We start from the raw sequence: 23,845 nt of genomic DNA, 5'->3' as shown, positions 1-23,845 counted from the left end.
AGCATAAAGTGTGAACTCGATCACCTGCAAAGGATAATATAGTGTAGTTTTATTCCAATTCAAATTAATCGATGACAGCAGAATTATGTGCTGTTTTTTCTTAAGGACCGAATTGTCGGTCTACATGCCCAAAATTATCTCATAATTCTGTTGACAGCAAATCCTCATGCTCAGACGGCACAGGATCACCTCGCTGCAGTCACCACGAAAATGATCTACTTCCCATATCTGAAAATATCTGCCCGGCAGGTGCCATAAAAGCGCTTATTTATTCGCTGATGCTGTTGACATATGCCCCGGAAACCGATTTAAAATAACCATAACCGTAAACTATGCTCAGACCATTTTTCTGATGCATAGAAAAGGGCCCGTGTATATGGCGCTTATTAAGTTAAGTGGCTGATACACGGGCCTTTTTATTTTTTACGGTCATATTAGCAATAGATGTCTGTTATGTCCAGAAACGGACACAACTCAATTGCTTAAAGGTGAGCAGCACAGCGATCAGTTCTGCTCTGAGCAACTGTTACAGGCCAGCAGGAGCCACCTATGAAAACTGATGACACGATCTGTAAAGATAACGCCTCTGAGGCATCCGCCCCTTCTGGAAATACCATGTCGGCAGAGCCCGGCCCGGCCATCCACCATGACACATCTGTATCCGAAGCCTCAGCTGCGGCAGACGCCGCAGCTGAGTGCCGACAGGATGCAGCTGCATCGGCCTCACAGGTCCAGAAATATGTCAGCATCAAGAATGCTGTACATGACGTCAAAGTAATAAAATACGGCTATACCGCTGACGGACAGAGGGTTAAGATAGAATTTAAAATTGATTACAGCGTAAAACCGGCCTCCAGGCTGTCTGGACCGGTCAGTGGCAGTCCACATGACCGCTATGCCAAGATAATGTTTGGCGACCCACATGTTATCTGCTCTATTTTTAACAATTTTATCTATCCGGCACTCTACGATGAGACAGGCACATTAAGACCTGTTGACTTCAGAAAACTGGACAAGGAACTTCTGAGCAAGGACAAGGCTCTCTTTTGTGATTTGCTGTGGAGTTGCGATTCTGAGCATAACTCTCGCGACATTATCGATGTTGAGTTTCAGTCGAGTGTTGATAAAAATATGCCTGAGCGCATCAGACAATACATCGATTCAATCAAATTCAACAATCAGATTATCACAGAGTCACTCAAGGATGGCCGTCATCCTATTGTATCTTCTGTCCTGATATTTACTGGAAACAGTGAATGGGACGGTCTGTACAGTTTGAAGTTTCAGTCTGAACTGGCGCCGAAAAAGCGCATGTTGATTTTCATGTCCCAGCCATTCGTATTCATCTCTCCGCAGCACTATGAGCTTAATGAGCTGCTGGCCATGGACAGCAATCTGGCGGCTGTGATTTTTGCCCTGTACAAACCTCTAACATTAGAGAAAGCTGTAGAAGTGCTTAATAAGGCCGTTAATTTAATTGAGTATCTTCCTGAGCATACAAAACGTGATTTTACTCTCTTTATCAACTATGCTTTAGGTGTAGCAGCTTCTTACATAAAATTACCAGTATATGAGGATAATCCTATGACAGTTCAGTCACTTCGTGATGCTTCCATGGAAGCTCAGATTCAATGGTCTAAGCAGCAGTATGACCGTTGTTATAATGAGGCAGCTATCATAGTCCGTGACCAGGTACGCGATGAAGTACGTGCCGAAGTACGTGATGAATTACGTGCCGAAGTACGTGCCGAAGTACGTGATGAATTACGTGCCGAAGTACGTGATGAAGTACGTAACGTGGTACATGCCGAGGACCGCGATGAGGTAATGAAGTTGATTGAAACATGCCGCAGCGAAAACTTGAGCGACACGCAGACCCTGCAGCGGATTACTGACATGATGATCGCAAAGGGACATATGCAGTCCAGCTCCAACGGTGGCTGCATTTCCGCTGATGGCAAGTGATCATGTCTAAAGGGCAGCGCCCTCAGCGTACTGATGCCCAGCCATCACTGCACTGTATTGCTTATAACCTGTGGCTGCAGCCTGTGTGGCTTTCTGTCATGCAGCAGAGTTGCCATACTGTGGGCCGGCTGGGGTCATGCATGAATACCCTGTATATGAGGATAATCCTATGACAGTTCAGTCACTTCGTGATGCTTCCATGGAAGCTCAGATTCAATGGTCTAAGCAGCAGTATGACCGTGGTTATAATGAGGCAGCTATCATAATCCGTGACCAGGTACGTGCCGAAGACCGCGATGAGGTAATGAAGTTGATTGAAACATGCCGCAGCGAAAACATGAGCGACACGCAGACGCTGCAGCGGATTATTGACATGATGAGCTCAAAGGGACATATGCAGTCCAGCTCCGACAGTGGCTGCAGTTCCGCTGATGGCAAGTGATCCTGTCTCAAGGGAAACGCCCTCCAGGTACTGATGCCCAGCCATCACTGCCCTGTATTGCTTATCGCCTGTGGCTGCATCCTGTGTGGCTGACTGTCATGCAGCAGAGTTGCCATACTGTGGGTCGGCTGCAGGTATGGGTGCGAATTATCAGAGACTGTCAGGGCTAATCTATATCCTGCTTTCGGTCTGATATCAGCAAATTTTTGAGCCATAAAGTTAAAAGGACTGCTCCTTGAATGGATCAGTCCTTTTGATTTTCATCCCTGGCCGTATTACACACTTTGCAAAGGACTGGTGGCCGATCTGATGCCACTCCCGGCCTGGGCCCATGGCATGGGCCGGGGCCTGCTGAGGTCATGCATAAATACCCTGTATATGAGGATAATCCTATGACAGTTCAGTCGCTTCGTGATGCTTCCATGGAAGCTCAGATTCAATGGTCTAAGCAGCAGTATGACCGTGGTTATAATGAGGCAGCTATCATAATCCGTGACCAGGTACGAGATGAATTACGTGCCGAAATGCGTGATGAAATACGTAACGAGGTACGTGATGAAATACGTGACGAGGTACGCGATGAATTACGTGCCGAAGTACGTGATGAAGTTCGTAACGAGATACTTGAGGAAATACGTAACGAAGTACGTGATGAAGTACGTGCCGAAGTACGCAACGAAGTACGTGATGAAGTACGTGCCGAAGTACGCAACGAAGTACGTGATGAAGTACGTGCCGAAGTACGCAACGAAGTACGTTATGAAGTACGTAACGAGATACTTGAGGAAATACGTAACGAAGTACGTTATGAAGTACGTAACGTGGTACGTGCCAAGGGCCGCGATGAGGTAATGAAGTTGATTGAAACATGCCGCAGCGAAAACATGAGCGACACGCAGACCCTGCAGCGGATTATTGACATGATGAGCTCAAAGGAACATATGCAGTCCAGCTCCAACGGTGGCTGCATTTCCGCTGATGGCAAGTGATCCAGTCTCAAGGGCAGCACCCTCCGCGTACTGAAGCCCAGCCATCACTGTACTGCACTGCGCTGTATTGCTTATCGCCTGTGGCTTCAGCCTGTGTGGCTGACTGTCATGCAGCAGAGTTGCCATACTGTGGGCCGGCTGCAGGTATGGGTGCGAATTATCAGAGACTGTCAGGGCTCATCTATATCCTGCTTTCGATCTGATATCAGCAAATGTATGAGCCATAAAGTTAAAAGGACGGATCCAGGAAAGGATCTGTCCTTTTGATTTTACGCACTTCAGGCTGGCCCGCCTGGCACAGGCCTGATGAACGGCATGATGCCCGCCCCGGCCCGGCAACTTGCAGGTGGCTTTCCGGGGCATGGTGGCATCAGGCCGGGTTGCGGGCAATGTAGGTGGTGGAGGCGTCGTGGAAGACAGGCTTGAGGCCGTTGATCTCCATGGCGCGTACAACCTGCTCAACGGTGCGGTCGTCGTTGACTGTCCACTGCTCAAGGTGCTGACCCTTGTTGGCATAGCCGCCTGGCTCAGTGGAGCTCTGAGCTGAAATGGCAGTAATGCCGTAAGGAGTGATCATGTCACGGAATTCCTTACTCTCACGGGTGGAGATGGTCAGATCCAGCTCATTATCAAAGATACGCCATGCGGCAATAAGCTGTACCAGCTGAGAGTCGCTTACAGGCATGTGAGGCTCATAGCCGCCGGCTGCAGGACGCAGACGTGGGAAGGAAACGCTCAGACGGGTCTTCCAGTAGTGCTCACGCATGTACATGATGTGCATGGCCAGAGCGCAGCAGTCGACACGCCAGTCATACAGGCCCAGCAGGGCACCCATGCCCACCTTGTCGATACCGGCCTCACCAAGACGCTCCGGTGTTTCCATACGGTAGCGCATGTCCATCTTCTTGCCGCCCAGGTGTACGGCCTTGTAGGTAGGCTGGTGATAGGTTTCCTGATAGACAGAAACGCTGTCCAGACCCAGTTCACGCAGCTCGGCATAGTCCTCAGTGTTCAAAGGCTGAACTTCCATCTGCAGATAGGCTGCATATGGCTTGACTACAGGCAGCACCTGACGGAAATAATCCATACCACCACGGCGGGAGTTTTCACCTGTTACCAGCAGAATGTTCTGGAAACCAAGCTCTCTGATGGCCTTGCACTCAGCCTCAATTTCCTCAAGGGTCAGCACGGTACGGGCAAACTTGTTATCTGATGAGAATCCGCAGTAGGCGCACTTGTTGGAGCACAGATTGGTCAGATAAAGAGGGATGTACATGTTCAGAGTGCGCCCGAATCTCTTGCGGGTCAGCTGCATGGAAGCCATGACCATGTCCTTGAGATAGTGCTTGCGGGCACTTTCTGAAATGAGGGCGGCAAAGTCCTCGATATTAAGAGCTGAACCTTTGGCCAGAGCGCGCTCAACATCAGCATCGGTACGGCTCTCAACCAGCTGGGCAAACCTGTCTACATCAAGCTTGCTGATTTCATCATAAAAACTCATTTTCTAGCCTCTATACCCGCCTTCCATGGCAGGCCTGCCCCTTTACGGGGGCTTGAAAAAATTTTCCGGACAGACAGCAACACCACCCGGCACCCTGGGCACTGCGACTGGCACAACGCCCGGCAATGCGCCAGGCTCAGCGCCGGACGCGCTCTGCAGCGCAGCCTGCAGGACGGCAGGTCCTGCCTGCGTGGCAGGGCTTTAGCAGGTATGGTTATTGTCTTACCGGCAGGAGCAGCTCTGACTGTGACTGGGGCTGCCCTTTAAGCTGTCTGACGGTGTGCCACTGCTGCACACCGTACCAGGGTTGCGTCGGGTACGACTGCAGCCTCAGTGCTGCTGCAGCGTCATGATAACTGCAAGGTCAGGGCTGCTGCAGCGTACGGGCGACCTTGATGACGCCTGACCCTCAGGCGTCCGGGCTGTGCTTTACTGACCGTGCTTATCAGTCCTTCAGGGAGTTTAAGAACTGCTCCATTGGAGAGGTGGCGCGGGCAGTTTCAAACTGAGATGCCAGACCGGCCTCATAACCAAGACGGCCAGCCTCACAGGCAGCACGGAATGCGCGGGACATGACAACAGGATCACCGGCGGCAGCAATGGCAGTATTGACCATTACAGCAGCTGCACCCATTTCAAGAGAGCGGGCAGCCTCTGAAGGTGCGCCAATACCGGCATCAACAATCACAGGGCAGCGGCACTCCTTTAAGATCAGCTTTAAGAAAGGCTCAGTCTGCAGGCCTTTGGCAGATCCAATAGGACTGCCCAGCGGCATAACAGCAGCAACACCGAGCTCCTCAAGACCCTTGCACAGGCACAGATCGGCCTGACAGTAGGCAAAGACCTTAAAGCCGTCAGCTACGAGCTGCTTACAGGCATCATAAGTCTCAATGGTATCTGGAAGCAGATACTTCTGATCAGGGTGGACCTCTACCTTGATCCAGTCAGTGCCCAGGGCCTCGCGGGCCAGGTGAGCGGCATAGACGGCCTCTTTGGCAGTACGGGCACCTGAGGTGTTAGGCATAAGGGTAACACCCAGCTCACGCAGCGGTTTGATGATGTCATCAGTGGCGTGCTCCATATCAACACGCTTTACAGCCATGGTGGCAATCTGGGAGCCGGAAGCCTTAATTGAATCAGCAAGGGCCTGACCACTGGCATATTTGCCTGTACCAACAATCAGTCGGGAATCAAACTCCTGACCTGCCAGAACCAGTTTATCCATGTTTATTAACCTCCTGCTACCAGACTGAAAACTTCAACTTTCATATTGTTCTGTAAAACGAAAGTACCAAAAGTGCTCTTAGGCACAATGGACTCATCTACTGCCACTGCAGTGCCATCAAGGGAGAACTTGAGTTCCTCAAGCAGAGCGCTCAGGGTGGTGTCCGGTGCGATGGTGGTGGCACGGCCATTAACTTCAATGGTAATCATAAATTTCTGAACCGCAGGTAGTCTCAATATCTCTCCGCCATGTCCGAAGGCAGTCCTTTCCAGACTCTGCCAGAACCTTGCAGACTCTGGCATCCGTGCCGCCCTGTGAAAGCGGTGCACGAACCCGCCGGACAGCTGCACTCAGCTGCCGGAGAAATAACAGGTTATAAAGAAAATCTCAGGGAGGGGCCTGCCGACAGGACCATGGTACTGGCTGCACTGCGGGCCTGCTCTGTAGCAGACCAGCACGCCAGGTCTGGCTGCACTGCGGGCCTGCTTTGTGGCAGACCGGCACGCCAGGTCTGGCTGTGCACTGGGCTGCTCTGTAGCAGACCGCTAAGCCGGGTATGGCTGCGGCGGGGCCTGTTGCGCGGGCATCTTTTGCCCTGCAGGGCCTACTGGGCGGCAACCTGCATGATGGCGCAGTCTGGACACTCAGGATAGGCACACAGATTCATCTTGTTCATGGTCATGTGGCGCAGGTCGATGCGAATAAGCTTGCCTCTGTGCTCCTTATTGCCAAGGAGATACTCAAGGGCAACATGAGCGGTCATGGCGGCGCAGCTTTCGGCTATTGGGCCGGTAATACCAACCCTGGTATTAATAGCGGCACCTGATGTCAGGCAGCGGTAGCAGCCTGAAGTGGCGACAAATCCTGGATCGTGATAGGCAAATGTGGCTATCAGAGCTGTATAGGCTGAAACAGCTCCGCTGATAAGGTCGAGCCCGTGATGCAGGGCCAGACGGGAAATGGTCAGACGGCTCTGAGCATTGTCTGAAACATCAAGTAACAGATCGAGGCCATCGGCAAAGGCTTTAAAGTTGCTCTCGTCGATCTTTTCCTTAAAGGCAACAACATCGCACTGACTGTTGCGCTCAAGAATCTCACGGCGGGCAGCTTCTACCTTGGAGTGACCAAGATCACTTTCCTTAAAGAGGATCTGACGATGCAGATTGTGAACTGCCAGGTCATCATAATCGGCAATGCGGATCTGACCAACACCTGCAAGAGCAAGCAGCAGTGAGCTCAGGCCACCAGCACCACCGACGCCGATAAATCCTACCTTCTTTGAGGCCAGTTCTTCCTGACGTCCAGCATACAGTTCCAGCATCTGCTGTCGCAGATAACGTTCATTATTGTCCAAAGTGGTCTCCTCGCTGTAACCTGACACAACAGAGAACGCAGGTTATCAGCCGGCCTTATGGCCTGGTGAGGGTACCTGATTGCAGGAAAATCCTGTCTCTTAAAACAGCAGCTGCTCTACATACTTATCAGTCGGCAGCTCAGCCTGTCCATGCACTTATGAGCATTCGCAGAGGAATACTCACAGGACAGGGAAAAGCTGCTGCTCTGTGAGCTTATGGCTGCAGGTAATTCATAACAGCCATATGGTGCCATGCCCCTGACATCAGAGCATATGCCTGAGGTATGTGCTCTGATGTCAGGCCTGAAAGCGGCGGCTTTACTGGCCGCAGCTGATATCAGGAAAGGCTGACCGCAACAGACTGCAGGCGCTGACGCCCGTATCATGAAGATACAGAAACAATGCGCACTGGCGACATCCGGCTCCTGCACGGGCCGGATTTATCTTTACTGCCCGGTCCTGCCGGTGCGATGTGGCTGCCGGCTGGACCGTTGCGGCCGGAACAGGACTTAGTTGAAATAAGGTACCGGGGTCAAATCAAGGTGGGCAAAAGGTACCGGGCCACGGGTTTCCTGCTCGTCCTGACGACGGTGCCAGGATTGAGGCTCGGCTCCGTAAAGCTCAGACGGGCCGGTGCGGCAAATATCGATCCACTTCTGGGTCTCAAACGCATAGTTTTCGGCTTTGGTAATAGCGGTAACTACGGCAATGGAGTCGATACCGGCATCAAGAATGTCCTTTGCGTGGTCAAGCTTGATTCCGCCAATGGCTACAGTAGGGATTCTGTCCTTGAGCATGCGGGCCTGTCTTCCCATTCTGGCAATGCCCTGAGGAGCAGATTCCATGTCCTTGGTCGTTGTCGGGAAGACATGACCAATGGCAATGTACGAAGGGTTAAGAGTCAGAACCTTGCATACTTCGTAAATACCGTGGGTGGATACGCCAAGACGCATGCCGGACTCACGGATAAAGTCGAGATCAGCAGTCTGCAGATCTTCCATGCCAAGGTGAACACCATAGGCACCAAAACGGGCTGCCAGACGGTAATGATCGTCGATGAAAACACGGGCACGGAAAGAGCGGCCCAGGAAACAGGCGCGGCGGATTTCGTTGACCAGATGCTCGTTGGACTCGTCGTCATGAACATCGGTCTTGATACGCAGCTGAATGGTCTTGACGCCCAGAGCCAGCAGACGCTCAAGCCAGGCCACGGAATCAACTACAGGGTAGATACCCATGTTGAAAGGACAGCTGGCAAAAGGACCGGCCTTGACCGGGAAGTTCTGCTCAATGATCTCTGGCATGATGTCAATGTCATAAGCAGAGCCGAGGTGCGCAAGTGGTGGACGCTTGTGATCAATGGCCACCTGAGGCTGGAAAATGCCACGGGTGACATAGACCTTGGCCAGTACGGCGGCATCATGAAGAGCATAGCCACGGGCAATCAGGGCAGCCAGAGCTGAAGACAGGGCACAGCCGCCGCCATGAGCACCAAGGCCTTCCTTTCTCTTATTCTTCATGATGAATCTGTGAGTACTGGAGAGGAAAACATCCTGAGCATCATGCTCACTGATGTTGTGACCACCCTTTAAAAGCACGGCATTGGCGCCTTGTTGTACCAGCAGATCACAAAGAGCAAAAGGACCGCCCTTTGCCTCAAGATCCTTTTCACTCCAGCCGGCAAACTCAAGAGCCTCAGGCAGATTTGGGGTAAAAACGGTTACAACCTTGAGGATACGCTTGAGATTGGCCTTGAGATCGGCACTTTCAAGATTACCGGCAGTAGCGGTAAGTACAGGATCCCATACTACAGGAATGCCCTTGAGCTCACCCTCGAGCAGATCCAGCAGTATGTCCAGAATACGGGCATCGGTAACAAGACCGATTTTGATGGCTGAGATCTTCTCCTTCCAGTCATTGACTGCAAGCTTGATGCTTTCCTTGAAAATCTCAGGCTTAACCGGGTCGATCATGGTGACACGCTCAAGGCTCTGGCAGGTCAGGGCAGTAACTACAGGCATGCCCCATGCACCCTGGTCGTGGACGGAGATAATGTCGGCAGTAACACCGGCACCACCGCCGCTGTCCACACCGGCGATCACCAGAACCAATGGTCGAGTTTCCATATCGTGCAAGTTAATTTTGTCCATAAATTGTACCCAAAATCTGTTGAAACGCCTCAGACCGGCACCGGCCCGGGCTGTAACCCCTTTTAAGGACACGAAAATCTGTTCCTTACAGACACTCCGCAGACGGCTGCAAAATACCGTCTGTTTCTCCCTCCTTACCGAAGCTGCGCCCAAAACCATACATGGCCCAGGCATGGCCTCAAAGCCGGACACGGCCCTGAGCACCAGGCATGGCCCCAAAAGGCCAGCCCCTTCTTCGGCGGCAGGGGCTGCAGGCAGTGACCTGTCCGTCACGCCCTGCTCCCTGCAAGCTCAAGCTGCGCCATCTCCTGGCTGCAGCCCGGATGGTCACCTGCAAAGTATGGCGCCATCGTGCATTTCAACATCATCTCATCCCTGCATATCCATGCCTGTCCCCTCAAGTGCCACCAGGGTACCTCCGCCTTCAGAGCGCACTCAGACCTGCGTCTGATAAGAGCTCCGGCTGCCAGCAGCCGCGCTGCAGGCTCCTGCTGCCAGCGGTCGCTCTGCGCGCCAGTGAGGCAGCACAGAGCAGCCGGAGACCGCTTTTTTGCTGCCTCAGGCAGCTCATTGCGGCGGAGCTTTGCGTGTCAGGGCACAGCAAAGGCCTCTGCAGCCACATAAGGGGCAGATAATCCTTGATGTTGTATGAGGGTGGACACGAATCGGGCAGGCCTGACCATGACGGAGGGTCTGCCTCCGGAACATGGTAAGCCTGCAGGTATTACTGCAGATATTGCTGCAGATATTGCTGCAGATATCGCCGCAGCTGTCAGCATGGCTGCAGACCAGGGGGCAGATACAAACTGCCACCAGGCCCGTCATGGACTGACGGTATGCTGCTTATGCTCTTGCAGATGATGCTGGCTGGAGCCTGATAAAGACCACGAAGATCGCAGGCCGCCAGTTCAGATGAAATGTGGAAAGAGAAAATTAATTAAATTTATTAATTATAATCGCATTTGTCCCTGTTACGGGTCACATTCCCGGCCAGATGAACAAAAATTATTGCTCAAAAGCCATGAATAAGGACTCCATCAGCCCTGGGAAATAATGAACCTGTATGACCACTGTGGCCATATCGATTCGCATGAAATCTGTCTGCCTGCACGCAGCGTCCCTGACAAGAGCTTATCTGCTGTCAAATGTCAGCCGGCGTATGAGAAAAATGCAGGTCAGGAAAAATTCATACAGCAGGCCAGACCTGCTGTCAGCTGCCGGGGAACTAAGCCCGGCTGCTCCCGAAAACTGATTTCGGGGCTACCCGGCGCCCTCAGACACCGGCAGGATCAGACCAGGCAGGCTGTGCTCCGGGCCACTGCCGCTGTCAGCAGCAGTCGGCCCTGCGGCACATGCCTGGGTCTGATGGTCACAGACATGTGCCTGTGGGGAACAGGTATTAGCCTGCAGGGAACAGGCATAAGCCTGGGATAACAGGCATACACCTGGGTGACAGGTACTAGCCTGATGGTCACAGGCATAAGCCTGAGGTGACAGGTATTAGCCTGTTAAATGGAGCCGTACCTGGCCTGCAGGCGGCGGTTGAGGCGCATTGGGCAGAAACGTGGGCCACACATGGAGCAGAAAGCTGCCTCATGGGTGTGGCACTCGTCCTCGTCCATCTGAGCACGCCATACATCGTAGGCATGCTGCTCGTCAAAGCTCAGGGCGAACTGGTCGAGCCAGCGGAATGATACACGGGCACGGCTCATGGCGTGATCCATGTTGTAGGCCTGCTTGATGCCCTTGGCAAGGTCAGCTGAGTGAGCGGCAATCTTGTAGGTAATAAGACCTACACGTACGTCATCAGGAGTTGGCAGAGCAAGGTGCTCGGATGGAGTTACGTAGCAGAGCATGGCAGTGCCGTGCATGCCGATGGTGGTGGCGCCGATGGCTGAGGTGATGTGGTCAAAGCCAGCACCAACATCGGTTACCAGAGGGCCGAGGGTGTAGAAAGGAGCCTCGTGGCAGTGCTCATCCTCAAGCTTCTGATTCTCCTCAACCAGGTGGAGAGGTACGTGACCAGGGCCTTCGATAAAGCACTGTACGCCATGCTCATAGCAGCGCAGGGCCAGCTTGCCGATATTGCGCAGCTCACCGTACTGAGCCTCATCACAGGCATCGTAAATGCCGCCCGGACGCAGACCGTCACCCAGAGACAGAGATACGTCATAACGACGGCAGATCTCCATGAGCTCATCAAAGTGCTCCCAGGCCATGTTTTCGCAGTCATGCTGCATCATGTGGGAGGCCATAATGGCGCCGCCACGGGAAACAATACCCATGACGCGGTTGGCAGCGTGAGGCAGCAGGTCTTTGGTCAGACCGGCGTGAATGGTGAAGTAGTCAACACCCTGCTTTGCCTGATCTTCAATTACGCCACGGAATACTTCCCAGGACAGAGCATTGGCGTCGCCACCAGCACGGTCCAGAGCCTCGTAAACAGGTACGGTACCGATAGGTACTGGGGAAGCACGTAAGATAGCAGAACGCAGGCCCATCAGATCAGCCAGACCGGTGGAGAGATCCATTACGGTATCAGCACCGTAGCGCAGAGAGGTCTTGAGCTTGCCAATTTCTTCATCGTGACCTGAGGATACGGCAGAGGCGCCGATGTTGGAGTTAACCTTGGTCAGGAAGCGCTTGCCGATAATCATCGGCTCAGACTCAGGGTGGTTGTGGTTGGCTGGGATAACAGCACGACCGGCAGCGATTTCATCGCGTACCATCTCAGGAGTTACCAGCATGTTCTCGCGCTTTAAGCGGATAACGCCGTCACCAAATTCAACGCCCTCAGTGGTGTGGAACTTGTTACCAAACTCGGCCGGATCGGTGATCTGCTCGAGGAAGCAGGCAGACTCACGTAAAGCTACATACTCCATCTCAGGAGTGATGATACCGGCACGGGCATACTCAAGCTGAGTCTTTGGCTCAGAGCCACGGGCAGCAATCCAGGCCTCACGTGCTTTGGCACGCTCAGCTGTGCTGTCGGTATCAAAGTCAACAATGTAGCGGGTGATAGTATCGCCATTGGACAGGCTCAGCTGGGCATATGGAACCTTGACCTCAGAGGAGCCGTCAGCAAATTCGACCATGACCTTGCGCAGTTCAGGACGCTTGAGAGCCTTCTTAGGGGTAGCCACGCCTTCAACAGTCTGGCCCTTTAACTTGGCATTAAGATGAGCTGCCTTGGCAGCTGCCAGATCATCAAAGTGGATACGGGAAATATTCAGAGTCTCACCACCGGCAGCACCGGTCTGATCCTCTGAGCTGGCCGAACACTTGGAAAATTGAGGAAAACGTAGCATCGTCTGGTCCTTGGTCAATGAAAATAAGAGCCTGATTACAGGCTGCCGGCTGCAAAGGCAGCTGGCGCATCCGGTGCACCCGGCGCCTGCCTGCTCCATACCCGGCTATCCTTGCCTTACCTGACAGACATAAAGACATGTCGTGTACAGATACCTGTAAAGGCCAACAGGCCTCAGATACCTGAACGTCCCGTCCATGGGACCAGGCGCTCCATCCCTGGAGCCCCGGCATCATCCTGTGCCGGTGGTATATGCGCTGTCTTAATCACGAAGCCAGCAGGGCAGGCCAGCATAACTGGCTGCATCAGTTCACAGCTCTGTGCTGACCATACTGCAGACCACAGAGCAATCTGCAGGGTCAGCAGTATGGTCAGCACAGCACGATGTATGTGCATCGTCTGGATGTGAGAAAAGGGGGCCGGGAGTAAAAAGTAATGAGCACCAGACTGTTCTTAGCAATGCGCACAGGGCATAACCGCAATAAGCATCATGCTCACATGGCATCACTGCAAAGAGCATCATGCTCACATGGCATCACCGCACCGAGCATCATGCTCACTTGGCATCACCACACTGAGCATCATGCCCAAATGACATCAGGGCTGGGCGCAAAGGGCACCGCCAATAAGCATATACAGCCGGGGCAGGGCACAAATGACAGGCGCAAAGGATGCACAGGCCATTTTGCCGGGAGGAACCATCAAAGGGGAGAATGCGATAAGGCGAGAATTACAGTTACTTATGTACGCTTTGTGTTTCGTTTTGGAAAGTGACATGCACATCAGCTCATACAGACCAGATTATGCACGGCAGTCATGCTCAACACGCCAGTCATGCACGGTCTGTCAGGCTGTTTATCAGGCTCATAATATTAATGGGCCCGCGATAATTCATGAAGCTCAGAAAGCTCAAACACATCAGCGTATTCTAAAGCACTGCTCTTTGAGCAATAGCCTGAAGCAGCACTCAGGAAAATATCCGGCAGCGTAACCGGAACGCAGATTTACACCACATAAAAGACAGGCTCACAAGCTCAGTGCGGCAGCACAGAGCATCATAATCTGACCTGTTGCTCAGTGATAACATCAGCAGAATTTACAGGACAGGTCCTGAAAACTGCCAGATTCTTTTACTGAGAGTCAGCCACTTTAAGTGATGCGATATCACTGATAAGGGCCGGGGTGTTCTGCAGTATGCTCATAACCATTTTGCTGAAAATGATTCCACAGTCACGGCGACGGTGGTGAGCCATACAGTGGTAACTGTTAATGGGGCAAATGCCTGTTCCCTTCGCAGGTATTATTCTTCTCAGGTTCGACGGATTTCCCCTCACCTTGATGAGGGCGGTCTCAGCTTTTTACAGCACTCCGACAAGCACACACATTATATGCACTTTTCATCTATGGACCACTGTTTTTTTGTAATCCGGCTCGATAAAAAAGCGCACCCAAAAATTTAATGCAAATTGCCCTCACCCCAGTCCCTCACGATACAACTGACAAAGCGCTCATATATGCCCTGATGCCCGCCGCCAGGCCATCTTTGCTTGCAAACCTGGAGCTGCCCAAATATGTTTTTGCGGACAAAGTTTATCGCAAACATCACCCCAAACTTCGGGAGCGGCACCCGCCTGTGTCACTTTTACCAGGACTTTTGGAGCCATGGCATCCTGCACATTTCCTGGCCGTTCCCAGCACTCCCTTTCATCCCGGCAATGCACCAGTCTCTCAGTGCGGCGCCATTCCTGGCCGGTCCCAGTGCCCCCTTTCATCTCGGTAATGCACCAGCCCCCTCAGTGCGGCGCCATTCCTGGCCGGTTCCAGTGCACCCTTTCATCAAGGAAATACAGCAGTCCTTCACTGCGCCACAGCTCCTGTCAGTTCCCTGTCCATGATGCCCGGCGCCATGGGACAAACCTGACAGCATTAGCTGAGATGAACAGCCCAGCGGGTACGGCGCCTTGCACGTCATTAGCTTATATGAGCAGCCCAGCGGGTACAGCTCCTTGGTGGTCATTGCCCCAGATGCGCAGCACATGGGCTGCCCGCCTGACAGATCTTTATGACTATGCCCCTGCAGACGGGCGCTCAGTGGCAACGCCAGCATTACTGCTGCACAGGACAGCATCTGACTTAGCGTTTCTTGACAGTTGTGGCGGCGGCTGTCTGCGCCTCTGCCGCGCGCTGGCCATGGCGATGGCAGTAGCTTCTCAAATGCACTCAAGGGGCGACGTAAAGAGCAAAGCGCTGTACAATGTTTCCTCCGTACTGTTACCGGCAACAGTGCTGTGCCCCTGCCGTGCTGCCTGCCATTACCCTGTCAGATGCTTTTGCCTGCAGGGAATGAGCAGCCCGTGGGACAGGCATGTTAATGCGCCCAGGCCGGTGCCGGCATTGCTGGGTGCGCACTGGCACTAATCAGACAACTTCTCAGGAACAATATCAGGTTATTTATGAAGCTCTTCACCTCACGCAAATTAATTGCTGCTGCTTTGTCTGTTGTCTTTGCAGCAGGCACTATGGCATCCGCTGCCAATGGTGATCCCCTGTCGCGCAAGCCTCAGGACAATCTTATCTACGGTTCTGCTCTGGAGCCAACAGGTCTTGATCCGGCCCTGGTAACTGACAGTGACTCGGCCAACATTAATTACAATGTCTATGAGTCCCTGCTGCGCAGCAAGCCAGACAGCACTGACTATGAGCCATGCCTTGCTCAGAGCTGGACCATCAGTGAAGACGGCAAAACCTATACTTTCAAGCTGCGTGAGGGCGTAAAGTTCCACGATGGCGCTCCTTTTAACGCTGAGGCCGTCAAAATCAATATTGAGCGTCAGCTGCCAGCCAACCGTACTCCTAACATGGCCTATTCCCGCCTGATCCTTGATGATATTGAAGAGGTCAAGGTTATTGATGAGTACACTGTGGCCATTATCCTCAAGCAGAGCTCCACTCCGTTTTTGAGCAATATGTCCATTTCTTTTGCTGCTGCCATGGTCTCTCCTGAGGCACTGAAGAAATACAATAACAATCTCTCCGAGCACCCTGCCGGTACCGGCCCTTACAAGCTCGTTACCTGGCAGAAGGGCCAGAATCTGATACTGACCACCAATGAGGATTACTGGGGACCAAAACCACCGGTGCAGAATGTGGTTTACCGCATCATCAAGGAAACCTCAGCCCGTGTAGTTGCCCTGAACAATGGTGAGGTCGATGTTATCAATGGTATAGACTCTTCCGTATTTGACCAGATTAAGAAGGGTGGCTCCAAAATTTTCGAGACCGAGGGCAATCACGTTGACTACATGGTCTTCAACTGCCGCGACGGCTACGCTACTTCTGATCCTGAGGTACGCCGCGCTCTGTCTCAGGCCATCAATGTTCCAGAGATGATTCAGGCTCTGTACAAAGGCTACTCAACTCCTGCTCACTCTTTCTTCCCTGCCCACGTTACCGGTTACAGCAAGGATGTACGTACCCCTGAGTACAATCCTGAAGCTGCCCGCAAGGTACTGGAGAAAAAGGGTATCAAGGAGCTCAGGCTCATGACCTACTCAGGTCCGCGTCTTACCAACTCAGCCGGTGGTCAGGTAGTTGCTGAAGCTGTTCAGGCCTATCTGAGCAAGGTGGGCATCAAGGCCACCATCGACGTATATGACTGGGCTACCTACCGCAGCCGTCTGCTCACTGACAAATGGGATCTTTCCTTTATTGGCTGGATTGGCATCAACGGTGATCCGGACAACTTCATCAAGCCTCTGGCCTCCACAGATGCAGCTTCCAACCCGGGCCTGTGGAACAATGCCGAATTTATTGAAAAAACCACCAGAGCCCAGCATGTCCCTGACGGCCCTGAGCGCGTTGCTCTGTACAGCCGTGCCAATGAGCTGGTAACTGAGGACTGTGGTGTTCTTCCTCTGTCCCACGCAAAGACCGTAGCTGCCTATCGACCAAACATTTCAGGTCAGGTCATGCACCCAATTGGCGTCTTCTACTTCAACCAGCTGACCAAGAAATAAGCAGCCGCAATCTGGCAGCCCGCCTGCGGCGGCTGCCGCACGCGTCCTGACCCGGCCGCCCCTGGCATTGTGCAGCTGCGCAGCCCCAAATAAAGGGCCTTATTCCCGCAACAACAGGGGATAAGGTCCTTTTTTTCGCCGCTACGTCATGAAGCCACTTCACCTTGCAGCCAGCTAAAGTGGCAGTCCAGCAAAAGCTCCGGGCCGCCTCATGCAGATCTTTGAAGGGAAAGACAGGGAGCGGCCCTCAATCCATGCCGCATGCCAGGATCCTTTTATGGGCTTTGTTCACTTCACACCAGTCAGCAACACATTGCGCAGGAAAATGCCCTGTTGAGGGGCGCACCAATAAAGAGCAACGCCTTATCACAGTGCACAGTCCTGACCATAAGTCAGGCCACCTCTTGATAATGTCTCCGCAAAAATCTCAAAGATATCACCGGCGCTGCCATGTATTGCAAATGGTGAATTACCCCTGTGACCGGTGCATGCTCCCTTACTTTTACATTCATAAAGCTTACAGTGAACTGCACCATTAACTAATGTATGTACAATCAACTCATAGCGTATCGCTCCTGCTGACAGTTACTCAGACCAGTGCATGTCAGCCGGTCACGGCTCCTGGCAAAAATAACGGCTCAAGCTCCCAGCTCCGGGATGCGTAGCAGACAGCTGCACCAGAGCGCCCTTCAGCATGCATGGACCTGCTGGCTGACGCCTTGCCATGCCCGCTCAAGGCAGTCACCTGGCCATGCCAGTTCAAGGCAGTCCAACTCCTGGGTGTACCCTGAGCCTGCAGTGCCGTCCCTGCTTATTCAGGCGCCAGGCATATTGTGGTACCTGGCATTGCCCGCAGCATGGGAACTGACTCTGCCGTCAGGGTCGCCAGAACAGATGCAGCCCGGCGTCGCACGTAACCCAGGTCTGATGGATAACCCGGCTGTGCCCGGTTAAGCCGCACATGCTGTGCATATTGTGCACTTGCAGGTGCCACGGGCTCTGGCTGCAGTGAACCTCTCCCAGGCATATGCCCCAGGAACTGGCCGCAAGGAACCTCTCCAAGGTATCCCCTGGGAACTGTCCGCAAGAAACCTGTCCCTGGCTGGGCCTGGCTGCACCCGTGGTGTTAAGCGGGTCTGTCTGCAAGCGGGCAAGGTGGCAGGAGCATCAATAATAAATGACATCAATGGAGATCGTCTGTGAAGAAGTTTTTCTCATCAAAGAAGCTGCTGGCTGCAGCTCTTACTCTGGCTTTTGCCGCAGGAACCATGTCTTCAGCTGCCACTGCCGCTTCCCTGTCGCGCAAGCCTCAGGATAACCTGATTATCGGCTCTGCCATTGAGCCTACCGGACTTGATCCTGCCTATGTATCTGATCTCGACTCAGCTACCCTGACCTATAACATTTATGAGTCCCTGCTGCGCAACAAGCCTGACAGCTATGAACTCGAGCCTTGCCTTGCTGAAAGCTGGACCATCAGCGATGACGGCAAGACCTACACTTTCAAACTCCGTCAGGGCGTCAAGTTCCACGATGGCACTCCATTTAACGCCGAGGCTGTAAAGTTCAATATCGACCGTCAGCTGCCTCCAAAGCAGACCCCTCAGATGGCCTATGCCCAGCTCACCCTTACCGATATTGAGTCAGTCAAGGTGATTGATGAGTACACAGTTGAGATTAAACTCAAGCAAAGCTCCACTCCATTCCTGAGCAATATGTCCATTTCTTTTGGTGCCGCCATGATTTCTCCGACTGCCCTTAAGAAGTACAACAACAATGTTTCCAATAATCCTGTAGGCACCGGTCCTTACAAGTTTGTTTCCTGGGACAAGGGCCAGAACCTGGTGCTGACCACCAACGAGGATTACTGGGGTCCAAAGCCAGCCGTTCAGAACGTAATCTTCCGTATTATCAAGGACACCTCTGCCCGTGTAGTAGCCCTGAACAATGGCGAGGTTGACGTTATCAACGGTGTTAACTCCACCCTTTATGACCAGATTAAGAGCGGCGGCTCCAAGATTTACGAAAACGAGAGCAACAACACCGACTACATGGTATTTAACTGCCGTGAGGGCTATGTAACAGCCGATCCTGAGGTACGTAAGGCCATTTCTCAGGCTATTAACGTGCCTGAGCTGGTTGAAACCCTCCACCGTGGTTTCTCCACCCCTGCACACTCCTACTTCCCATCCATTCTGGCCGGTTACAGCAAGGATGTCCGCACCCCTGCCTACGATCCTGAGGCTGCTGCCAGGGTACTGGCTGCCAAGGGTGTAAAGGAGCTCAAGCTCATGGCCTACTCCGGAGCCCGTGCTGCCAACCCTGCCGGTGGTCAGGTTCTGGCCGAAGCCATTCAGGCCTACCTTAAGAAGGCCGGCGTCAAGGTAAATATCGAGGTCTACGACTGGGCCAACTACCGTGCCCGTATGCTCACTGACAAGTGGGATCTGTGCTTTATCGGCTGGATGGGAGACCACGGCGATCCTGACAACTTCATTCAGCCTCTGTCATCTGCTGACCCGGCCACCAACCCAGGTCTGTGGCAGAACGCCGAGTTTATTGAAAAGACCAACAAGGCCCGCCACATGCCTGAAGGCGCAGAGCGTGTAGCACTGTATGCCCGTGCCAATCAGATTGTCACTGAGGACTCCGGCATCCTGCCTCTGTACCACGTCAAGAACGTAGCTGCCTACCGTCCTAACATCTCAGGCCAGATCATTCACCCTATCGGTGTCCTGTTCTTCAACCAGATGAGCAAGAAGTAATTCTACCCTGACAGGTCCGTAAACAGGTCCTGCTCACCACAGTGCAGAGCAGCAATCGCCCCTGAAGGCGCGCCACTCGGCCCATCTCCTGGGCCTTATCCTCACGGATAAGGCCCTTTTTCATGCCCGGCGTCCTGCCAGAAGCGCGCTTGGCCCGTCCGGCACAGAGCAGGCTGCGCCCGCATTGCGGCCATGGGCGCCAGGCGCGCAGCGCATCCTGGTCATACCTTGCTGACTGCAGAGCCAGGCAGCCTGCAGATCAAAGCAGCATGTATGGTCAGGCCCCATGCAGGACAACGCAGTCTGCAGTAACTGGCAGCCTGCAGGTACATGCATCCTGCAGGTACATGCATCCTGCAGGTACACGCATCCTGCAGGTACACGCATCCTGCAGGCACACGCATCCTGCAGGCACACGCATCCTGCAGATACAGCAGGCCCGGACTTTTGATGAACCTCACAAAGAGAGCAGCTGCCTGAGCTCAATGAGCATAAGTATCAGCAAAAGCTAATCTCAGATACTGCACAGCCAGTAAGATATGGATGTTGTCTGTTTAAAAGGAGTCTATTTCATGAACGAGGCTTTAACTCAAAAGGTTATTGAGCGCGCCCGAGCCGCTGCTGCAAAGGACCATCTGGCAGTTTGCATAGCCGTAGTTGATCCCTCAGGTTTGCTGTGCGGTTTTCTGCGCATGGATGACACCCTGCTTGGTTCGATTGATATTTCCATCAAAAAGGCAAGAACAGCCGTACTGTTCAAGAGTGACAGTGCCGACCTTGGCGTCAAGGCGCAGCCAGGCGGTCCGCTGTACTCCCTTGAGAACAGCAATGGCGGCCTGATAAGCTTTGGTGGTGGCATCCTGATACATGACAAGTCAGGTAGAATAATCGGCGCCATTGGCGTATCAGGCGCAGCTGTTGAAGAGGACGAAGCCATTGCCAGGGCTGGCGCCGGTCGCCCATAGCAGCAAACGGCCCTGCTGAAGCTCCTATGCAGTGCTCCATGGCTGCAGGGCAGAATTATGCACTGCACTGGCAACTGTGCCGCCCCTGTCGGCAAGGCATTAGCTCAGCGCTCCATGTGCGGCCAAAGGGCATTTAAAAGGCCTTATCCTCAAGGATAAGGCCTTTTGTATGTATACAGGGCAGTGCGACAATTACCTGTCTGCCTGGCTATGCTCTGATTTGTCGAGCAGATCCCGGGCTTAGTTAGCATCAGGGCAATGATGATTCTGCTTTGTTGCTCAGTGAAATCTCGAGCTCTTTGCCTGCAGCTGTCAGCAGCCATGTCGGCAAATGTCCGGCAGTAAAGCCGGCTGATCCCCGCCTGCATGTCAACAGCAGACGGCGCCTTTTGCAGCTGTTATCAAATATCCATATCCTGGTGGCAGCTGCCATGGCATTGGGCAGATTGCTAAGTGAGCGCTGGTATCTGCGAAAAATATCGGCCACAGGTACATCATGCCCGCCTGAAACAACACGCTGGTACACCCTGGCAGCCGACAGTTCGACACAGCTCAGTCCCACATAAACAAAGTTGACCTCATAGCCGGCAGATGCAGCCTGCTGCATGAGCCTGATTTCACCCATGCCTGTAAGGGTAGTTTCCACAGCAAAGCTGTGTCGTGCAGCAAGATGGTTGCGGCGGAGCTCAAGGGCCAGAGCACCTGCACTGCGATTGCTTACTCCCCGGTCACGGGCAATAGTGTCAGGATTGACCACCACAATTTTGCCCTCAAGGTGCTGCTTTACCAGGGTTGATTTACCTGCACCATTAACCCCGCCAATAATCCACAACACCGGTGAGCTCATGACATAGCCTCCACGCGCTGCTCGCTGCCACTGCTGAAAGAAACCAGCTCCTTACGGCCATCAGGATATTCCTTGATAATGCATCCCTGAGGTGTATCTTCCTCCAAATAGTACACGGCAATACCCCGGCCTAGAGCACAGCGCACCTCATCCCCGCCATCATCCTTATGCACAGCATCGTCAAATGACGCACTGAGCTCATCACCGACCTCAGCTGCACCTGCAGCTGCAGGTGCATGCACAGCCTCAGCCAAACCGGACTCATAACTCTGCGACCTGTCCATTTTACTGACCTCCACTGCAGTCAAGCTGACACAGCTTTCATTATACGCCTGCACTCAGGCCCAGGCCGCAAGCAAGACTGCGCCTGCTGCATATGCTGCTGCAACAGCAGCTGCGATTGTACCGTCCCGGCCCACACCACACACTAAGGCGGGCGGGCATAACATGAGCTGTCCGGGCTGCAACAGAAACTATAGCAGCACGACAGATGGAGTTTTTAGATTACAGGAAAAGACATTGCTTCAGGCGCGTCAGTATTATTACCGTTTGGGTCACTTTTGAGCCGTTTTGGCCCGTTTTTTCACAATTTTGAGCAGATTTGAGGGGATTTGGGCAGATTTGAGCACGGCAGACTAAAGGATACGACTGCAGACTTCTGTGTTTAACAGTGCAAAGCTCCCAGTAGTTCATATGGCACTTTTGCCCGGTTTTGCAGCAGTTTTCGGGACCTTTTGGTCACTTATGAGCTGTTTTGCCCTGATATTCACGATTTTTAGCAGATTTGAGGAGATTTGAGCACAGCACGCTAAACAATACGACTGCAGACTTCTGTGTTTCACAGTGCGGAGCTCCAGTGGCTTACCCAGTTGCTTAATATGGCACTTTTGCAGCCTTTTCCACGATTTTTATGATTCCGGGATCTTCAGTTAACAGACAGATGTGCTGGATGAGCACAGCCTTTACAGCAGTGTGCAGCACCTTACCGGCATCGACAGCCGGGCAGTACTCAAAATCAATGAGCGTACGCCAGTCACTGCTCAGGACTGTACGTACGATGTCAGCTCAAGTATGCTGCGAAAAGTGCCTGACTGTCTGATGGGTGTTTTTACAGACTGTCTGATTATTCATGCTGATGTTTAAGCGCGTCTTCAAGGTCTCTCTCGAAGTCCTTGATGCTTTTGACACTGGTGGCCAGAACAATGAATGAAGCCAGGGTATCCGGTGACTTCACTGCATTGAGACGGCTTTTGAGCCTGTCAGTGACATTGCCAAAACGGGTGCACAACTGCTCAATAATCAACTTGCAAACATACTTATTATGTTTTCTGAAAGCATCGGCAATGATGCCAGCTTTGGCTTCAGCAATGGCACCGGCAATGATGCCAGGAGTGGCTTCAGCAATGATGCCAGCTTTGGCATCGGCAATGGCTTCAGCAATGATGCGAGGTTTGGCCTTGGCAATCAGCTGCTCATCGTAGGCTTTCCAGCGCTCGTCGATATATACCATTAAAGACTCCCAATTATTTGAAGTAAGCCCTGGTCCAGGTCAGACAGGGCCATATGCTTAAGGTGCCGGGATGAATGCCTGAGGCTGTATGGGCTGACTCAGGAACACTGGAACTGTCATCAGCGCCAGCGGTGAAGGTGTCTTTGTCATGTACAGTTAAGGCAGCCCAGGGCTGCCTTAACTCAAGAGGTCCAGATAGACTGGCCTGATTATTCATGCTGATGTTTAAGCGCGTCTTCAAGGTCTCTCTCGAAGTCCTTGATGCTTTCGACACTGGTGGCCAGAACAATGAATGAAGCCAGGGTATCCGGTGACTTCACTGCATTGAGACGGTTTTTGAGCCTGTCAGTGACATTGCCAAAACGGGTGCACAACTGCTCAATAATCAACTTGCAAACATACTTATTATGTTCTCTGAAAGCATCGGCAATGGCATCGGCAATGATGCCAGCTTTGGCTTCGGCAATGGCTTCAGCAATGATGCCAGGTTTGGCCTTGGCAATCAGCTGCTCATCGTAGGCTTTCCAGCGCTCGTCGATATATACCATTAAAGACTCCCAATTATTTGAAGTAAGCCCTGGTCCAGGTCAGACATGGCCATATGCTTAAGGTGTCGGGATGAATGCCTGAGGCTGTATGGGCTGACTCAGGAACACTGGAGCTGTCATCAGCGCCAGCGGTTAAGGTGTCTTTGTCATGTACAGTTAAGGCAGCCCAGGGGCTGCCTTAACTCAAGAGGTCCAGATAGACTGGCCTGATTATGCATGCTGATGTTGAAGCGTGTCTTCAAGATTCTTCTCGAAGTCCTT

Annotated in this window: 16 protein-coding genes and 1 riboswitch; of the genes, 6 read left to right on the top strand and 10 right to left on the bottom strand. The window is 52.8% G+C overall.

Translation table 11 applies throughout. The features are described 5' to 3' along the window. The first annotated feature begins 549 nt into the window (after positions 1 to 549). From MXE39_RS11750 to MXE39_RS11740, 3 genes are all read left to right on the top strand, one after another. Complete coding sequence (locus tag MXE39_RS11750) at positions 550 to 1,965, top strand: Rpn family recombination-promoting nuclease/putative transposase (protein WP_246978905.1); 1,416 nt, start codon at positions 550 to 552, stop codon at positions 1,963 to 1,965. 169 nt (positions 1,966 to 2,134) lie between these two features. Then, positions 2,135 to 2,407, top strand: coding sequence for a hypothetical protein (locus tag MXE39_RS11745; protein ID WP_246978904.1), 273 nt, complete (start codon positions 2,135 to 2,137; stop codon positions 2,405 to 2,407). A gap of 392 nt (positions 2,408 to 2,799) precedes the next feature. Next, a complete protein-coding gene (locus MXE39_RS11740; protein WP_246978903.1) occupies positions 2,800 to 3,396 on the top strand; it encodes a hypothetical protein in 597 nt (198 codons plus the stop codon). 370 nt (positions 3,397 to 3,766) lie between these two features. Here the strand turns inward: MXE39_RS11740 and thiH are convergent, their stop codons facing one another. The 6 genes from thiH to thiC all read right to left on the bottom strand — a co-directional run bounded on the left by thiH (position 3,767) and on the right by thiC (position 12,934). Continuing rightward, complete coding sequence (thiH, locus tag MXE39_RS11735; RefSeq protein WP_246978902.1) at positions 3,767 to 4,897, bottom strand: 2-iminoacetate synthase ThiH; 1,131 nt, start codon at positions 4,895 to 4,897, stop codon at positions 3,767 to 3,769. A 445-nt stretch (positions 4,898 to 5,342) separates the two neighbouring features. Beyond that, entirely contained in the window at positions 5,343 to 6,122 is a 780-nt protein-coding gene (locus MXE39_RS11730) for a thiazole synthase (RefSeq protein ID WP_246978901.1), read from the bottom strand. Between the two features lie 5 nt (positions 6,123 to 6,127). Further along, positions 6,128 to 6,331, bottom strand: coding sequence for a sulfur carrier protein ThiS (thiS, locus tag MXE39_RS11725; protein ID WP_246978900.1), 204 nt, complete (start codon positions 6,329 to 6,331; stop codon positions 6,128 to 6,130). A gap of 395 nt (positions 6,332 to 6,726) precedes the next feature. Beyond that, positions 6,727 to 7,476 carry a ThiF family adenylyltransferase gene (locus tag MXE39_RS11720; RefSeq protein ID WP_246978899.1) on the bottom strand — a complete coding sequence of 250 codons (750 nt, stop codon included), beginning with the start codon at positions 7,474 to 7,476 and terminating at the stop codon, positions 6,727 to 6,729. A 509-nt stretch (positions 7,477 to 7,985) separates the two neighbouring features. Further along, on the bottom strand, positions 7,986 to 9,626 hold the full coding sequence (thiE, locus tag MXE39_RS11715; protein ID WP_246978898.1) for a thiamine phosphate synthase: 1,641 nt from the start codon (positions 9,624 to 9,626) through the stop codon (positions 7,986 to 7,988). A gap of 1,508 nt (positions 9,627 to 11,134) precedes the next feature. Continuing rightward, on the bottom strand, positions 11,135 to 12,934 hold the full coding sequence (gene thiC / locus MXE39_RS11710) for a phosphomethylpyrimidine synthase ThiC (protein ID WP_246978897.1): 1,800 nt from the start codon (positions 12,932 to 12,934) through the stop codon (positions 11,135 to 11,137). A 1,268-nt stretch (positions 12,935 to 14,202) separates the two neighbouring features. Then, positions 14,203 to 14,314, bottom strand: a riboswitch (TPP riboswitch). A 1,072-nt stretch (positions 14,315 to 15,386) separates the two neighbouring features. Here thiC and MXE39_RS11705 point away from each other — a divergent pair. From MXE39_RS11705 to MXE39_RS11695, 3 genes are all read left to right on the top strand, one after another. Then, a complete protein-coding gene (locus MXE39_RS11705) occupies positions 15,387 to 16,949 on the top strand; it encodes an ABC transporter substrate-binding protein (protein WP_246978896.1) in 1,563 nt (520 codons plus the stop codon). Positions 16,950 to 18,148: 1,199 nt separating this feature from the next. Further along, positions 18,149 to 19,714, top strand: a complete 1,566-nt coding sequence (locus MXE39_RS11700; RefSeq protein WP_246978895.1) for an ABC transporter substrate-binding protein — start codon at positions 18,149 to 18,151, stop codon at positions 19,712 to 19,714. Between the two features lie 572 nt (positions 19,715 to 20,286). Continuing rightward, on the top strand, positions 20,287 to 20,679 hold the full coding sequence (locus tag MXE39_RS11695; protein WP_246978894.1) for a heme-binding protein: 393 nt from the start codon (positions 20,287 to 20,289) through the stop codon (positions 20,677 to 20,679). A gap of 250 nt (positions 20,680 to 20,929) precedes the next feature. Here MXE39_RS11695 and MXE39_RS11690 read toward each other — a convergent pair whose 3' ends face one another. The 4 genes from MXE39_RS11690 to MXE39_RS11675 all read right to left on the bottom strand — a co-directional run bounded on the left by MXE39_RS11690 (position 20,930) and on the right by MXE39_RS11675 (position 23,584). Further along, the gene (locus MXE39_RS11690; RefSeq protein ID WP_246978893.1) at positions 20,930 to 21,526 is read right to left on the bottom strand and encodes a zeta toxin family protein; all 597 of its coding nucleotides are present in this window, start codon (positions 21,524 to 21,526) and stop codon (positions 20,930 to 20,932) included. Next, entirely contained in the window at positions 21,523 to 21,810 is a 288-nt protein-coding gene (locus MXE39_RS11685; RefSeq protein ID WP_246978892.1) for a hypothetical protein, read from the bottom strand. The genes MXE39_RS11690 and MXE39_RS11685 overlap by 4 nt, the downstream gene beginning before the upstream one ends. A gap of 839 nt (positions 21,811 to 22,649) precedes the next feature. Continuing rightward, on the bottom strand, positions 22,650 to 23,036 hold the full coding sequence (locus tag MXE39_RS11680; protein ID WP_246978891.1) for a hypothetical protein: 387 nt from the start codon (positions 23,034 to 23,036) through the stop codon (positions 22,650 to 22,652). 209 nt (positions 23,037 to 23,245) lie between these two features. Next, a complete protein-coding gene (locus MXE39_RS11675; RefSeq protein ID WP_246978890.1) occupies positions 23,246 to 23,584 on the bottom strand; it encodes a hypothetical protein in 339 nt (112 codons plus the stop codon). Between the last annotated feature and the right edge of the window lie 261 nt (positions 23,585 to 23,845).

The organism is Anaerobiospirillum sp. NML120511 (assembly GCF_023050955.1).
In the GTDB taxonomy this organism is placed as follows: Bacteria; Pseudomonadota; Gammaproteobacteria; order Enterobacterales; family Succinivibrionaceae; genus Anaerobiospirillum.
The sequence above is the reverse complement of the archived record's forward strand: the minus strand, read 5'-3'. Positions and strand labels throughout refer to the sequence as shown.

Coding starts and splice junctions, on each gene's coding strand:
- MXE39_RS11750 (WP_246978905.1), top strand. CDS start 550: ATGAAAACTGATGACACGATCTGTAAAGATAACGCCTCTGAGGCATCC.
- MXE39_RS11745 (WP_246978904.1), top strand. CDS start 2,135: ATGACAGTTCAGTCACTTCGTGATGCTTCCATGGAAGCTCAGATTCAA.
- MXE39_RS11740 (WP_246978903.1), top strand. CDS start 2,800: ATGACAGTTCAGTCGCTTCGTGATGCTTCCATGGAAGCTCAGATTCAA.
- thiH (WP_246978902.1), bottom strand. CDS start 4,897: ATGAGTTTTTATGATGAAATCAGCAAGCTTGATGTAGACAGGTTTGCC.
- MXE39_RS11730 (WP_246978901.1), bottom strand. CDS start 6,122: ATGGATAAACTGGTTCTGGCAGGTCAGGAGTTTGATTCCCGACTGATT.
- thiS (WP_246978900.1), bottom strand. CDS start 6,331: ATGATTACCATTGAAGTTAATGGCCGTGCCACCACCATCGCACCGGAC.
- thiE (WP_246978898.1), bottom strand. CDS start 9,626: ATGGACAAAATTAACTTGCACGATATGGAAACTCGACCATTGGTTCTG.
- thiC (WP_246978897.1), bottom strand. CDS start 12,934: ATGCTACGTTTTCCTCAATTTTCCAAGTGTTCGGCCAGCTCAGAGGAT.
- MXE39_RS11705 (WP_246978896.1), top strand. CDS start 15,387: ATGAAGCTCTTCACCTCACGCAAATTAATTGCTGCTGCTTTGTCTGTT.
- MXE39_RS11695 (WP_246978894.1), top strand. CDS start 20,287: ATGAACGAGGCTTTAACTCAAAAGGTTATTGAGCGCGCCCGAGCCGCT.
- MXE39_RS11690 (WP_246978893.1), bottom strand. CDS start 21,526: ATGAGCTCACCGGTGTTGTGGATTATTGGCGGGGTTAATGGTGCAGGT.
- MXE39_RS11685 (WP_246978892.1), bottom strand. CDS start 21,810: ATGGACAGGTCGCAGAGTTATGAGTCCGGTTTGGCTGAGGCTGTGCAT.
- MXE39_RS11680 (WP_246978891.1), bottom strand. CDS start 23,036: ATGGTATATATCGACGAGCGCTGGAAAGCCTACGATGAGCAGCTGATT.
- MXE39_RS11675 (WP_246978890.1), bottom strand. CDS start 23,584: ATGGTATATATCGACGAGCGCTGGAAAGCCTACGATGAGCAGCTGATT.